Source organism: Bifidobacterium sp. LH_230 (assembly GCF_056357555.1).
On sequence record NZ_JBKEWJ010000010.1, the window covers coordinates 43,752 to 58,980 of the forward strand.

At 58.1% G+C, this 15,229-nt stretch carries 9 protein-coding genes; 6 read left to right on the plus strand and 3 right to left on the minus strand.

What is annotated here, in order from left to right:
• The first annotated feature begins 372 nt into the window (after nt 1-372).
• The 5 genes from AC1A0G_RS06325 (at nt 373) to AC1A0G_RS06345 (ending at nt 10,805) form a co-directional block, all read left to right on the plus strand.
• Nucleotides 373-5,025, plus strand: coding sequence for a SpaA isopeptide-forming pilin-related protein (locus tag AC1A0G_RS06325; RefSeq protein WP_476528357.1), 4,653 nt, complete (start codon nt 373-375; stop codon nt 5,023-5,025).
• A 295-nt stretch (nt 5,026-5,320) separates the two neighbouring features.
• Nucleotides 5,321-6,979 (plus strand): SpaH/EbpB family LPXTG-anchored major pilin, encoded by a 1,659-nt coding sequence (locus AC1A0G_RS06330; RefSeq protein ID WP_476528358.1) that lies wholly within the window; start codon nt 5,321-5,323, stop codon nt 6,977-6,979.
• A 218-nt stretch (nt 6,980-7,197) separates the two neighbouring features.
• Nucleotides 7,198-8,142: a hypothetical protein gene (locus AC1A0G_RS06335; RefSeq protein WP_476528359.1), complete on the plus strand. Its 945-nt coding sequence runs from the start codon at nt 7,198-7,200 to the stop codon at nt 8,140-8,142.
• Between the two features lie 169 nt (nt 8,143-8,311).
• Nucleotides 8,312-9,184 carry a Cna B-type domain-containing protein gene (locus AC1A0G_RS06340; RefSeq protein ID WP_476528360.1) on the plus strand — a complete coding sequence of 291 codons (873 nt, stop codon included), beginning with the start codon at nt 8,312-8,314 and terminating at the stop codon, nt 9,182-9,184.
• 739 nt (nt 9,185-9,923) lie between these two features.
• On the plus strand, nt 9,924-10,805 hold the full coding sequence (locus AC1A0G_RS06345) for a class C sortase (RefSeq protein WP_476528361.1): 882 nt from the start codon (nt 9,924-9,926) through the stop codon (nt 10,803-10,805).
• A 589-nt stretch (nt 10,806-11,394) separates the two neighbouring features.
• Here AC1A0G_RS06345 and AC1A0G_RS06350 read toward each other — a convergent pair.
• From AC1A0G_RS06350 to AC1A0G_RS06360, 3 genes are all read right to left on the minus strand, one after another.
• Nucleotides 11,395-11,775 (minus strand): hypothetical protein, encoded by a 381-nt coding sequence (locus tag AC1A0G_RS06350; protein WP_476528362.1) that lies wholly within the window; start codon nt 11,773-11,775, stop codon nt 11,395-11,397.
• Between the two features lie 3 nt (nt 11,776-11,778).
• On the minus strand, nt 11,779-12,093 hold the full coding sequence (locus AC1A0G_RS06355; protein WP_476528363.1) for a type II toxin-antitoxin system RelB/DinJ family antitoxin: 315 nt from the start codon (nt 12,091-12,093) through the stop codon (nt 11,779-11,781).
• Between the two features lie 626 nt (nt 12,094-12,719).
• Nucleotides 12,720-14,048: a hypothetical protein gene (locus AC1A0G_RS06360; RefSeq protein WP_476528364.1), complete on the minus strand. Its 1,329-nt coding sequence runs from the start codon at nt 14,046-14,048 to the stop codon at nt 12,720-12,722.
• Nucleotides 14,049-14,124: 76 nt separating this feature from the next.
• On the opposite strand from AC1A0G_RS06360, the gene nusA reads away from it, so the two are divergent.
• On the plus strand, nt 14,125-15,153 hold the full coding sequence (gene nusA / locus AC1A0G_RS06365) for a transcription termination factor NusA (protein WP_476528365.1): 1,029 nt from the start codon (nt 14,125-14,127) through the stop codon (nt 15,151-15,153).
• Nucleotides 15,154-15,229 lie beyond the last annotated feature (76 nt).

Consider the following 15,229-nt stretch of genomic DNA (forward strand, 5'->3'; position numbering starts at 1 on the left):
GGGGTGTGGTTTGGGTGGTATTTCGGGGTGGCGTGGGGGTGCTGTAGGGCACTGTTGGGCTGCGTCGAATGATGATGTCGGGTTGACTGGATTGCAAACGTTTGAGCAGGGGTGGGGCGGATTTGATTGAGATTGCGTCGGATGGCTCACTATGCGGACGTTTGCAAGAAAAAGCTGCAAACGTAAACACAACACGCCGAGTAGTCAAAAACCGGGAAATCCTTGGTGTGATTAGGATGTTTGCGTTCACTCTGATGTGGTGTGGCGTTGCGAAGGTTTGCAAACTGCAAACATTCGCATTATATTGGTGCGCAGTAGTGGAATGAGACAAGCCGAGGGCGGCATGATTCGATGAGCCCGAAGGAGAGACGAATGTACGGACTCAAGAGGAACCTGCACGGGGGGGGGTATCGTAATCGCATAGCCGCGATGACGCTTGCCGTCGCCATGCTCGTCGGCACCGCCATCACCGGCACCCTCACCGCCCCCTACGCCGCCTACGCGGAGAACGCCACCAAGGGCAACACTGATGGCATTGCCGGTCTGTGCACGCCTACCACCGGTACGATGGGCGATTCCAGCAGCAACATCAACGCCACCGATACCGGCGTCGCCACTTATGTCGGTGGCGATATGTTCATCGGCAAGCGTAGCAATAATCTGTCGAATAATAATGGTGCTACCGGTGGCGGTCCTGATGGTTCATATGCGGCTGAAGCTGAAGGCGCAACCATAGTTAACGGCAACCTCTACTCGAAGCTGAAGAAGGGCTTCTTCAACATGGGTATGGTTGCGTTCGGTTCACAGTTCGTGCCGGCGCAGGGTACGCGGGTGCTTACTGTTGGAGGTAATTCCAGCAGCACCATTCCGAGTGGTCATGCGTATGCGTGGCAGGATCCTGAAGCTCCTGCACCCTCCAAGGATGAGGGGCGCTCTGTTGTTGGTCTTACCGATAACTACAAGATCAACAATAGTACTGGCGATGAGTCGAATTACACGGCTTCTATTGCCGGCGTGGAGAATCGACTTTACAATCATGACAAAGATCCTGTGTTTTCTGCCGTGACGCCGTATTCCGGCAATACGGATCACGTGAAGTGGAATCAGTCTGACGGGCTGAAGAATATCACTGGTTTGAAGAACGATGCCGGTGATAATGTCGATTCTTCAGATTTCTCCAGCTATGGCACCTACCTGCAGACGCTGTCCGAGCAGATGAAAAATTACAAGGGCACCAACGAGATGACGGTAGATGATACTGGCACGTTGGATTCCAAGGACCCGAACGATACGTCCAAGGCTTACACCCGGTATAAGTACAATTGGGACAACATCAAGGACACGAAGAAGGAATCGTCGTACAAGTTCGAGTTTGACAATACGCTCAATGAAAAGCTGATTACGTTCACCGGCGACGGCAAGTCCGCGTTGCAGGTGTTCACGATTGATGCTAGCGATCTGCAGACTACCGGCAATCAGACCGGTGTCAGCTTCAAGTTCGTGAACATTCCCGATAACACGTCCGTAGTTATTAACGTGACTGGTACGACTGTCAGCTTCCATAATGGTTGGCGTTTTCTGTGGCAGGCTCCCGGCGAGACTGAAGCTACGGATATTTCCAATGGTTACTGGGATCCCTCGCATACGACTGGTGCTACGGACAAGCAGAAGAAGGCATATGAGACTTACGCCGAACGTGCGTCGAAGATTCTCTGGAACTTCTATCAGGCTGAGAGCGTTACGATTCTGGGCGGTCAGGCTTCTGGAAAAATGACGGTTCAGAACAAGATTGATGGTAAGCCGTATGGTCGGGATATCTGGGGAGATGCTGATCTCACGACGGATGATGATCCAGCGGCTGCGATGATGGGTTCCATCCTTGTACCGAACGGTAGTCTTGAGTCTCATGTGAGTACGAATGGCCGTGTGTGGGTTGGCAAGGATTTCTCCATGTACAATCCGAAGGCGGTTCATTCTCCGGGTAATGACCAGAATAAATTTGTGAATGCTGGTGGCCAGTATTCCGCCTCCGTGATCGATATGGACCAGGAGCGCCACAACCTGCCGTGGTCGGGCAACTACACTTCGCAGTGCGCGGCGCTCGAGTGGTCGAAGGTTGACGCTGCGGACGGGAACACCCTGCTCTCCGGTTCCAGCTGGGCGATCTACGCCAGCAAGGAAGACGCCGAAAAGGGCCAGAACCCGCTCAAGCTTGTCACCGACAACGAACCGATCGTCGACCTCAACGGCACGGACGGCATCATCAAGGTCGGCGGCCTGAACACGAACGCCACCTACTACATCAAGGAAATCGGCGCCCCGCAGGACTACGAGCCGAGCGACACCATCTATATGGTCACGTCCGGCGCGGAAGGCACCACTGTCACCGTTACACAAGATGTGAACGGCACGGAGGTAGCGCCCAATGGCAAGATCGGCAACACCAAGAAGGGCGCATCCCTGACTTGGAAGAAGAACGACGAAAACAGCAAGCCGCTGTCTGGCACGTCGTGGACGCTCACCAAGAAGGCCGACGGCACGACCAGTCAAGACCAGTCTTGGACGGTCAAGGACAACACCGTCGCCGCAAACGGCATCAACATCTACCGCGGTGCTGGTGATAGCGCGGATCTGTCGAATCCGATCACCGAGTTGACGATGAATATGACCGAGACCGTCAACCTGACGACCAAGGTCACGCCGAGTACGGCACTGCAGAAGGTCTACTGGAAGAGCGATACGCCGGACTACAAGAACATCCTGCGCATCGACTTGAACGACGACGGCACATCCACCGCGTACGCGATCGGCGCCGGCACGGTTGACGCGAAGGTGTGCACGGTGTCCGAAGCGAACGGCAACGGCAGCGATGTTAAGTCGGTCTGCTCGAACCTGACCGTCACCGTCTCCGCGAACATCCCCGATGTCAAAACGTTCAGCGTCAAGTACAACGGCACGGACATGCCGAACGGCAGCAGCATCGACCTGATCAAGGGCAACACAGCGCAGCTCGCCGTCACCGCAAAGACCGCGGATAATACAGCCGTTACACCAACGTATACATCCGACGATGCGAACGTCGCCACGGTCGACGAGTCCGGTCTGATCACCGCCGTCGCTGCCGGCAAGGCAACCATCACTGTGACCGCCGGCAACCAGTCGCGCACGATCACCGTCAACGTGACCAACGAAGCCCCGGCGCAGTACACGTACATCTACTTCCCGTCGAGTGGCGAGGGCGCGTGGGGCGCGGATACCATGCGGGTGCATTACGGCACCGGCAGCAACTGGCAGGATTCCACAGACATGGCCATCGCTGCATGCGACGACAATTGGAAGGTTGTTCGTATTCCGCGAGTGACCGCGAGCAATGTGGAGTTCGGGTTCAAGCGTAACGGGGACGGTAAAGCTTGGTACGGCAAGAATGGCGGCGGTAACTTCACGTTCCCCGCGAACGCCGAGGCCGTGACCGTGTCCGGCGGCAATATGACCGCCGGCTATCCGGCGAACTCGTCCTGCTCCGCCGTGCGACCGACTGCGCTGAACGAGTCCGCCGCCGAGCCGACCGTGCGTTTCGCCCGCGCGTTCGTTGCGAACGATAGCGAGACCGCTGGTCGCGTGGTGGCCGTGAACGATGTCGAGTCGGCTGAATCGTCGGCCGAGGCTGCGGTTGCGGCCGAGACTGCGGACAGCACGATGGACGATGTCGATTCCGACGCCGGCGAGTTCAAAGTGATCGACCTGGACCCCGGCACGTACTGGCTGACCGAGGCCGATGCGCCCGACGGGTACACGGTGAATAAGAACGTGTACAAGATCACGGTGAGCCGGGATGATCAGGGCGTGCTGTCGGTGACGTGGAATGGCTACTGGGAGAACGGAACCGGTGTTGGTGATGATGGTCAGTTGAAGACTATCGCCGATGGGACCGTGGGCACGATCTCCGATACGCCGACCAAGGTGACTTGGCAGAAGGTGGATTCGTCACGTACGGATTTGGCGCTCGCCGGTTCGCAGTGGTCGATTACGTCCGGTGGTACGAAGTACTGCGTGGCTGATAACCAGAAGGCTGATTCGACTGATACCGACTTCACCTGTGAGGGCGGCACTAAGCTGTCGGATGCGAATGATGCAGATGGTGTGATCAGTGTGGAGAAGCTGCCGTACGGCGATTACACGCTGAAGGAGACCAAGGCTCCGACTGGCTACGATCTAGTCACGACTGAGTATAAGTTCACGATCAACAAGGACTCCACCGATGTGAAAATTGGTGCGGATGACGGTGACAAGATCAAGAACACGCTGACCCCGGCCGAAACCGAAATTCCGGTCGAGAAGGTCGTGAAGGGCGGTAGCTGGCCGACTGGTTCGGACGGTAATCCGGTTGCGTTCGAGTTCGAGTTGAGCAAGGGCGACGGTGAGACGAGCGCATCGATTCCGACTCCGACCAACTGCACCAACTCCGACGCGAACATTGCGAACGGCAAGTCGTGCAAGATCAGTGTGACTCGCGGCACTGATACGAGCGCGACGACGGCTGGCGGAGTGTTCAAGTCGCTGAAGTTCACGGTTGACAACCTTGGCACTGACGCGAGCAACGGCTACCAGAACACGTTTACGTACAAGATCACTGAGGTGACGCCGTCTGATTCTGACTCGACTATCCAGTACTCGCAGGCCGAGTACAAGGTGGTCGTGACGGTGTCGCAGACCAAGGTCGGCGATAAGTGGGCTGGACTGAGTGTGTCGTACGTGATGACTCGGGTGAAGAACGATGCTGGCGAGACGGTCAATGAGTCCGTGACTGCTGGGTCGTCATCCACGGAAGGCGGCACGTCCGATCGACCGGGATCGGCTGTCACCGGTTCCGGCAACCCGACGGCCACCTTTACCAACCAACTGTACGGACCTGAGCTGCCGGCGACCGGTGGCGAGGGGACGGCGATGTTCCTGCGGGCGGGCACGTTCGCACTCATCGTGGCGACGGCCGGTCTGGCCCTGATGGTCAGGAGGCAGCGCCGATGATCCACTCCACCCCGAAAGGAGGCTCCGACCCATAGCCCTTCATACAAGCGCGGAGCGCCTCGGCCCCTCGGCTAGGACATTGCCGTTAAGCAAACAGCAGAGCTGTTTGTAGGCAATGTGCGAGCCGACAGGCGAGCCAGCAAAAAGTCAGCCGTAAGGCTGTCCTTAATTGCAGGCTCCCGGCGAAGCCGGGTGGGGGAGCGTCAAAGCCGCGGAACGCTACGAAGCTACCCCTCCAAAAGATTTCATAACTTAACCCAAACCAAATCAAGGAAGATCACTCAAAGGAGTAATCATGAAGAAGTTAGGCAAGGCCGTTCTCGGCCTCGTGGCCGCCGTGGCGATGCTCGTCACCGGCCTAGTCGCCCCGCTCACCGCGGTCGCGGCCGACAACACGTATACGATCACGGTCGGCACGACCGAGAAGCCGGCCGAGGCCGGTCATACGTATCAGGCGTATCAGGTGTTCAAGGGCGACCTGTCCGAGAAGGACGGCGCGGCCACGCTGTCGAACATCGATTGGGGCGCCGGCGTCGATACGACCACGAAGGCCGACGAGAAGACCCTGTTGGAGGCGTTGAAGGCCGACTCCACGCTCTCCACCGATCTCGCGAACGTCTCGACCGCGTCCGAGGTGGCGGCGAAGCTGACCGAGTCCAACGCGTCCGCGTTCGCCAAGGTTGTTGCCAAGTACCTGTCCGCCAATGCGACGGGTACCAGCAGTACCTTCGATGAGACCGCCAAGACCTATACGATTTCCGGTCTTTCCGCTGGCTACTATCTGGTCAAGGACAAGGACAACACTCTTGCTTCCCAGGATAAGGCGTATACCGAGTTCATCCTCAAGGTCGTCAAGAACGAGACCGTCGCTCCGAAGGCCGACGTGCCGACCGTCGAGAAGAAGGTCAAGGACGTCAACGACTCCGAGACGAAGTCGGACGATCCGAACGATGATAAGTGGACCGATTCCGCCGACTACGATTTCGGCGACGATGTCCCGTATCAGCTGACCGGCTCTATCCCGGGCAACTACAGCAAGTACGGCACCTACACCTACAAGTTCACCGATACCCTGTCCAAGGGCCTGACCTACAACGCCAACAGCCTGAAGGTGTACGCCGTGAACGGCGACAGCCGTGTCGAGATCGCCTCCACCAGCTACACCGCCTCGACCGTGAACTACGCCGGCACCGAGACGGATGACCCGTACGTGGGTGGTACCGTTCTGACCGTCAGCTTCGCCGATCTGAAGAAGGCGGCCGCCGCCACTGCCGGCGAGACTGTGACCATCAACGACTCCACGACGAAGATCGTCGTCGAGTACACGGCCAAGCTGAACGAGAACGCGAAGATCGGCTCCGCCGGCAACCCGAACAAGGTCGATCTGACGTTCTCGAACAACCCGAACGGTGAGGGCGAAGGCAAGACCCCGGAAGACAAGGTCACCGTGTTCACCTTCAAGATCGTTGCCAACAAGGTCGACAAGGACGGTAATGCGCTGTCCGGTGCCGGCTTCACCCTGTACAAGTACAACAAGACCACGAGCAAGTACGAAGCCGTCGGCTATGAGCAGACGGGTAAGACGTCTTTCGAGTTCGAGGGCTTGGACGCCGGCAAGTACCAGCTCAAGGAGACCACGACCCCGGAGAGCTACAACACCTGGGCCGGTCTCGACTTCGAGATCGTTGCCGAACATGCCGACACCAGTGACGATCCGACCCTGACCACGCTCGTGGTGAAGGATTCCGCAGGTAACGAAATCTCCGGCACTGGCAAGACCTTCACCATTGATCTGACTAACGGTTCCGCGTCTCTGAACGTCGTGAACTACAAGGGTTCCAACCTCCCGTCCACTGGTGGCATGGGCACTGTGATCCTGTACGCTCTCGGCGCTGCGTTCGTGGCTGCCGCTGGCGTGTGGTTCGCGTTCCGTCGTCGCCTCTCCAACCGCTGAATTCACAGTTCTTGCTCCCCTAACGGGGAGGGTAAGAGCCTGTGACTTCTGGTGAGCCTCACTTCATGTGAGGCTCACCGCCTCTCTCTAATATCTATGGCCAAAGAGATGTAGTGAGAGGCGTTGACCTCGTAGCTTTCGTCATAGTTTGACGAAAGGAGACGGGGCTTACTACTTAATAACCTATTTTTGACGATGACCCGAAGTGGTGAATTGATATGGCTAAGAGGCATGACCCTAAATGTGAAACAGCTGTTGGCAAAAGCTGCAATTGCCGTTGCAAAGGTGCAGGTCATCGTTTGGATTTCCTGAAACGTGCAATAGAACACAACAACCAAGAGAGGGCAATATTTGACAAGCACCTTAATCGAGCGTTCGGCGCGCGTTTTACTGATTTATTGCAACAGCCAACGGGCGGTCAAAAAATAGCTCGTAGCCGAAAGAAATGGAAAAACATTGTCGGTACATCGGTTCCGACGATAAAAACTGAAGCGAGCCAGACGGAACAGCGTATTGTTGATACAACAATGCATGATGCATTGGTAATGGCTTGGGAATTTTTTGAGAACAACGGCATGCCTATTCCGGATTGGAGGGATGCGGCATTTACTCTTTTACCTAAAGACTGGAATAGTAGCAGCGTTAGTATCTCGATGAAGGATAGGCAATCTAGCTATCTCTGGGCTTCAGGGTTAGCCGCACTTTCCAGCTATCTCTGGAAGCCAGGGGCGACATGTGCTTCTGTTACTGCAGTGTCAAATGAGATCGAAACTAGACTGTCAACTGGTACATATACGGCAATCTGTTTTCCGCGTCAAAAGAATGCGCGACAGGTTCAAACATTATTTTCGCCATCGGCAATGAAATCTACTAACATTCACATTTTGTCTGATGAAATAGCGAAGAGAGCAGTAAAAGCGTACAGTACTTTGAACCAAAGAATTGACCATTTGGCTCTGTTGACGAGTTTGGCAGGAAGCTTGTCATCCGCTGATTTATGGAAACATCCAGCTGCAGTTCGATATTGTCTTATTCCGGCTATCGACTACCTTGATGCCGATCCTAATGTGCATGCGACATTGAGTTTGACGGGTCCAAAGTCGGCGAAGCTATTGATTAGTCAGTGTCTTGAAAATCGTTGGAATGTCAATCATCATTGGTGATTTATGCGTTATAGATACAAAATTCCTATCGTTTTAAGGTTAAGGAACAACAATGACTGACGCAAATATAAGTCACGGGCATGGCCGTGATGCAACGGCGTGTAGGCCGCGTTGGGCGAGTGCTGCCCTTGCCGCGGTCTGTTCGCTGGCTCTCGCGGTAAGTGTGTGCGTGTTGTCGCTGGTTCCGGCGATCAGCGCGCAAGCGGCTGAATCCGGTAGCATCACCGTCGAATACAAGGATGACGGCGAGGCACTGGCTGGCGCTTCGGTGAGCCTGTACCGCGTTGCCTCGTGGAACGCGAAGGGCGACGGGTTCGAGCCGACGAAGTCGTTCGCGGATTACTCCGTGGACTGGGATGTGTTCGGCGCGGACTCCGAGACGTTCCGCCAGCTGGCCGAGACGCTGTCCGGCTACGCGGCGCGTGACGCGGTGTCCGCCGATGCGACCGCGAAGACGGATGCCAACGGCAAGGTCGTGTTCGCTGATATGGCCCGCGGCCTGTACTTGGTGAACGTGGCCGCTTTCAAGACGGATACGCTGGCGTGCGGTGCGTCTTCGACGCTGACCGCAGTGCCTTCGGGTACTGCCGCGGATGCGTCGTATGACGTGACGCTCCAGCCGAAGACCGAGTGCACGCCGATCGAGAAGCCGACCACGGTCGAGCGTTCCGTGCGCAAGGTGTGGAAGAACGATTCCGCGTCCGTGCGCCCCGAGTCGATCGCGGTGCAGTTGCTTCGCGACGGCAAGGTGTACGAGGAGGTCAAACTGACTGCCGCGAACAAGTGGTCGTATTCGTGGAGTGGCTTGGCTTCCGATCACGAGTGGAAAGTCGTGGAGAAGTCCGTGCCGGCCAAGTACACGGTGCTGGTCGACCGTGAGAACGCGGAAACGCTGATCACGAACACGTACACACCGCCCGAGACCCCGCCGTCTCAGCCTCCGGCACAAACCGGTTCCGACCTGACCAAAGCCGCCGCCGCGGCCGCCGGCTTCTCCTTCGTCGGCCTCCTCCTCATGCGCCGCCGCAAGGCCCGCAGCTAAGCGTCCTGATGTTGGCGGAGCCGAGTAACGGCATCGGCCAAAGGCCGATTCAGTTATATTGGCGGCCTTCGGCCGCGACGCTCCCTCAGTCAGCCTACGGCTGACAGCTCCCTTAGCCGAGGGAGCCGAGGCTCCGCCAGCGTCATACGTAGCTCCCCCAAACCGGGGGAGCTTCACCTGTTTCTACAGGTCATAACCAAATACTTGATGGCACGGTGATTCGTGGAGATACCGCTTTACTCTCTCACCTCCCGCGGGACTCCCGACTCCCCGCCCCATCGCCCTGAGTAAGTCAGGATTCCTCCGGAGTGCGCTCGTTACTTTTAGCACTCCGGAGGAGTCCGCCTCTTCTCTTTGATAATTGAATCGGCCGGTGGCCGATGCGGTGTTGTTGGCGGCCTTCGGCCGCGGGTACCCCACCCGGCGCTTTGCGCCACCCTCCCCTGAAAGGGGAGGGAAATGCTCCAACGTCTCCCTCCCCTTTCAGGGGAGGGTGCCCGGCGTAGGCCGGGCGGGTTGGGGTATTGCGGCGCATCAGCGCCGCTCAACAACACAGCATCGCGCGAAGCGCGATTCCGTGTGCGCTCAGCCTTCGGCCACTCGCGGCGCAACTCCTTCATCGTCCCAATCATCATCAGTTCTCCATCATCCATCTACTCATTAGTCATCAACCAGCCATCCAAATTCTGTTCCAGTCATCCATCGACTCAGCCACCCCACTCAAGAAAGGAAACGAAACATGGCCGCGAAACGTAAACGCACGGTGCTCGACGTCATTTCGACGATCATCTCCGCGTTTTTCGTCGTCGTGTTTATCGCGGGCGTGGGCCTGATCTCATATCCGACGGTGGCTGACTGGTGGAATCGGATGCATCAGTCGCGCGCGGTGGCGACGTATATCGAACAGACCGAGGATCTGTCGAAAGCGCAACGTAAGCAGATGCTGGAAGCGGCGCGCGCATACAACGCGAAACTGCCAACGATCGCAGACCAGTGGCAACTCGACAAACAGCAGAAGGCCGAGTACGAGTCGCTGCTGGACGTGTCGGGCACCGGCATCATGGGCTACGTGACGATCCCCAAGCTCAAAGTGCGCTTCCCCGTCTATCACGGTACGGACGAAGGCGTCCTGCAGATCGCGATCGGCCATCTCGAAGGCAGCAGTCTGCCGGTGGGCGGCGCGACTACGCACGCGGTCGTTTCCGGGCATACCGGCCTGCCGAGCGCGAAGCTGCTGACCGGCCTCGACACGCTCGTCAAGGGCGACACGTTCGCGTTCCACGTGCTCGGCGAAACGTACACGTACCAGGTCGACAAGATCAGCGTCGTCCTGCCGAACCAGCTTGACAATCTCGCGATCGAGGACGGCAAGGACTATGCGACCGTTGTCACCTGCACGCCGTACGGGGTGAACACGCATCGTCTCCTCGTACGCGGCCATCGCATCCCGAACCCGAAGACTCCGGACACGACCGATTACGACACCCCGGTGCGCACGCTCATGATCGGCATCGTCTCAGTCTCGGTCGCGGTGCTCATCATCGGCGTCCTTCTCGTGCGATGGCTACGCCGTCGCCGCCCCCGCGCCGGCCACTCCACCGGCCAGGTCAGTAGACGGTAGCGGTCTTTCAGAGTGGCAGTGCTGTTTTTGAGACATGTCGCGCGAGAAAACAGGACCGCCTGATTCATATCGTTTGTCACGCTTTGCGTTTGTACACGATTACACGTCAGGGTGTGGCTGGATATTGTGTCACGCTTTAGTTGAATCAGGTGATTTTGCTCAAGTGTGACGGGCCTCCGATGCCGCTGTGCAGTGCGCTGTCCGTGAATCGTTGGTATTGCTGGGTTCTTGCGATCGTCCGATTGTCACACCCTGTCTGAAGTCCTTCCGTACCGCCAGGTGTGACAGATCCGCCGTCACACAATCTAAAAAATCATCCATCTGTGTTATGTGTGACAACAAACCGCGTCAGACCTGCGCCAGAACTTGCTTCGATCGCAATGTGTGACAACAGACCGCGCCACGCTAACCTCCAGTCCATTCCTCACCGCCATGTGTGACAACAAGCCGCGCCACATCCCGGCCTGCGAATCGGACCTGCACTATAGCCCCAAGTCCCCGTACCGCCCACCACGCCGGTCAGCTCGTCCCGCGCCGCGACCGCAGATAAGCAGCCAGCTTTGACGACAGTGACGGTACGGTGGTCTATCTATAGCCAGACGGTTTTGTCTGCCGGTACAGAGTTCAAGGCGGTGAACAATCGTATGGCATCCTGCTGGCTGAGCGTGCCGGTGTATCCTTGCAGGTCGGCGCGTTTGAATCTGACCAGTTGCGCGCATCGCGCGGTGGTTTCATGGGATAGTCCTGCTTGTTCCCAATCCATCAGCCGAATATCGCCCGTTCCGTGCCATTTCGGATTGCTGGTCAGTTTTACCGCGATACCGCCCTTGTTGTCCGCGTCAACTACGACGCAGGTGACGTAATGGTTGCGGGACTTGGTTTTATCTTCCTCGAATCTGACCGGCATCCGATAGACATCGAATGTGCGCAACATTTCTGGAACGGGTTTGAGCGTCGGCTGATCGGTCACCGGCTAGTCCTTCCATGATTGTGGTAGTACGGGGGTGCCGTCGCTGTCTCGCTTTGGTGTGGTGACCAAGTTTTCCGGGATTTCCACAATGGGATAGCCGCGGTCGTCCAGTCCTTTGTAGGTGATTCCGTTGGCGGCGACATGTCCTGCTTCCGGCAACACCGGCTCAGCGCTGGGTTGGAATGGCATGCGATGCTCCCGCACTGATTGTCGCAGGAACACGTTGATTGCCGTGTTCAGAGTCATGCCCATCGATTCGTACAGTTCCGCGGCTTGCTTTTTGAGTTCGGCGTCCACTCGATATGTTGATGTGACCATAATCTACCTCCTCTCAAAGTATATCAAAAGTATTGCTAAAGATATATATTTGATATTCAATATGGTATAGGACGAACTGTTTTCCTGTGGCGGTTTGCGTTCTGATTCGTATTGTTTGTCATGCTTTGCGGTTTGCACGATTACACGGCGGGGTGTGGCTGGGAATCGTGTCACGCTTTAGTTGAATCAAGTGATTTTGCTCAAGTGTGACGGGCCTCCGATGCCGCTGTGCAGTGCGCTGTCCGTGAATCGTTGGTATTGCTGGGTTCTTGCGATCGTCCGATTGTCACGCCCCGTCTGAAGTCCTTCCGTACCGCCGGGTGTGACAAATCCGCTGTCACACAATCTAAAAAATCACTCATCTACGCAATGTGTGACAACAAACCGCGTCAGACCTGCGCCAGAACTTGCTTCGATCGCCATGTGTGACAACAGACCGCACCACGCTAACCCCCAGTCCATTCCTCACCGCAATGTGTGACAACAAACCGCGCCAGCACATCCCCGGAAAACTCTTCAAGCCATATGCGTAACAGATTCGAGGCGTTTCACACGGTGATTCCGAATATATTCCACTGCAAATGTGCATCGACTTTGGGAAACACTCCCAACGGCACGCGGCCGGATTAGGAGAAGAGGGCGTGGTCGGTGGTGGGGTAGCCGGCGGCGAGGGACTGGGCTACGCGGGCGGCGATCAGCTTGGCGATGGTGCGCATGGATGCGGTGTGCGCGGCGGATTGCGCGGCCGCAGAATGGTTGGCGGAGTCGCCTGACTGCGTGTCGGACGACTGCTCAGAGGATTGCGATTGCGGGGTTGACGACTGTGCGGTGGTGTCGTTCGACTGCGGCTGGGAGTCTGATTGCGCGGTGCTGGGTGAGCTGTTTGACTGCGACGACTGCGTGCCGGACGATTGCGCGAATGCGGCGAGTTCTTCGCGGGCGCAGTTGATTTCGACGACCGCGTACGTGGGTGCGGTCAGGCCGGTGGCCGGGTCGGTGATGGTGGTGGCGTTGGCGATCAGTTGGCTGACATCGTAGACCTTTTGCCGCGGATCGGTGATGGTCGAGTCGCCGGATGGCTGCGTGGAACTGTCGGACGATGCCGTGCCCGATTGCGTGGACGAGTCCGATTGCGATGTGCCTGATTGTGCGGAATCGGCAGTCTTCGCACCTGCTCGTGCCAACGATATCAGGCGCTCGCCGGTCGCCTTGTGCGCATCGGCCAGCGCAAGCATCTCGATGCCATCGGAGCCTCGCGCGGCAAGCACTTCGGTCGAGAATCCGGCGCGGTCTTCGGCCAATGCCATCGTCGTCAGCGTATTAGCGGAGATGCTCAGCGAGTTGGTTCCCGCCAACGTTGCCGCACGCAAGTCATCAGTAACGTTTGCAGCAGTATTGTTCACTGCATCGTCGGATGTGCCGTCATCCGAGGTGCCGTCAGATGCTGCGTCGTTCTTCGTGGCGTCGGATGTGCCGTCGTTCCCTGTCTCATTCGTATCATCCGTAGCGCTGTCATCCGCGTCATCCATACCGTATATATACGCAACATCCGCGAACCCGAACCGCTGCGCGATGTCACGCGCGATCCGATCATCCTGCGCGGACCGAATCACGCCCTCGTCAAGCCGATCCGCACACGCCGCGGCGACTTCGATCCATTGCGAACGTGCGCTACGAGCCGCAACATAACGCAACAGCAACGGCTGACCACCGTCGGAACGCGCGATCTCATGCGCATCCGACGCCGCATAATACGAACGTTCGCAATCGCTCATCGTCTGTTCGGACTCGGCCCGACCGGCGTAACGCGGCATCGTGCAGCCGGTCAGCGAGATCAGCATTCCGGCCGATGCGAGTACGGAGAGACACGCCGTGGCCATACGCTTCGGACCGGCGTTGATACGGCCGTAACGGCCGGCAAGGCCCGGCAAAAAACGATTCCGACGTGTCTGCATAAGAACCTACACTAATAGTTGACTGTGACCGTAAGGGCCCTAGCGCTCGGAATATAACTTCATAGGAGGTCTTGACATGGAACTGGACCTGGCAGGAATCCATCAGCTTGCCGCTGGACAAGGCATTGACACCGAGGCGCTGGACGAGGCACTGGCCGAAGCCCTTCGTCTCGCGTACCTGAAGACGCCGCACGCCGCAAAGCACGCCCGTGTGGAACTTGACGCCCGCGCCGGCACCTTCACCGTGTGGGCGCAGGACGAAATCCCCGGCGAACCCACCGAAGACAACCCGCATCCGGCCCCGACGCTGGGCGAGGAGTACGACGACACCCCGCGCAACTTCGGCCGTCTGGCCGCCGCGACCGCGCGTCAGGTCATCACGCAGCTGTTCCGCAAGGCCGAGGACGACCGCATCTTCGGTGCGTTCTCCGGCCAGAAGGGCAAGCTCGTCACCGGCATCGTGCAGCAGGATGTCAAGGACCCGACCAACGTGCACATCGCGATCGGCGACGTCGAGGCGATCCTGCCCCGCCGCGAGCAGGTGCCGGGCGAGCGTTACCGCCACGGCGAGCGTCTGCGCGTGTACGTGGTGAACGTGGCCCGCGGTCTCAAGGGCCCGGAGATCGTGGTGTCCCGCTCGCATCCGGAGCTGGTGCGCCAGCTGTTCGAGCGCGAGGTGCCGGAACTGGTGTCCGGCGCGGTGTCGATCATGGCGATCGCGCGTGAGGCCGGTGCCCGCACCAAGATCGCGGTGCGCGCCAACACCGAGGGCGTCAACCCGAAGGGTGCGCTGATCGGCCCCGGCGGCGCGCGTGTGCGTGCGGTGATGGAGAACCTTGGGCCGGAGAAGATCGATATCGTCGACTGGTCGGCCGACCCGGCGAAGTTCGTCGCGTCCGCGCTGTCGCCGGCCGTGTGCACCGGCGTGCAGGTGATCAGCGAGAAGAACAAGACAGCGATCGCGTTCATCCACGACGATCAGCTGTCGCTGGCGATCGGCAAGGAAGGCCAGAACGCGCGACTCGCGGCGAAGCTGACCGGCTGGAAGATCGGCATCGAGTCCGCCGAGGCCCACGCGAAGAAGCAGGCCGAAGCGGGGGAGTGATATCTTCCTTCGGCTTTCAGCGCTGATGATGTCATTTCGACCGAGCGCAGCGAGCGGAGAAATCTTTCCCAGTCAT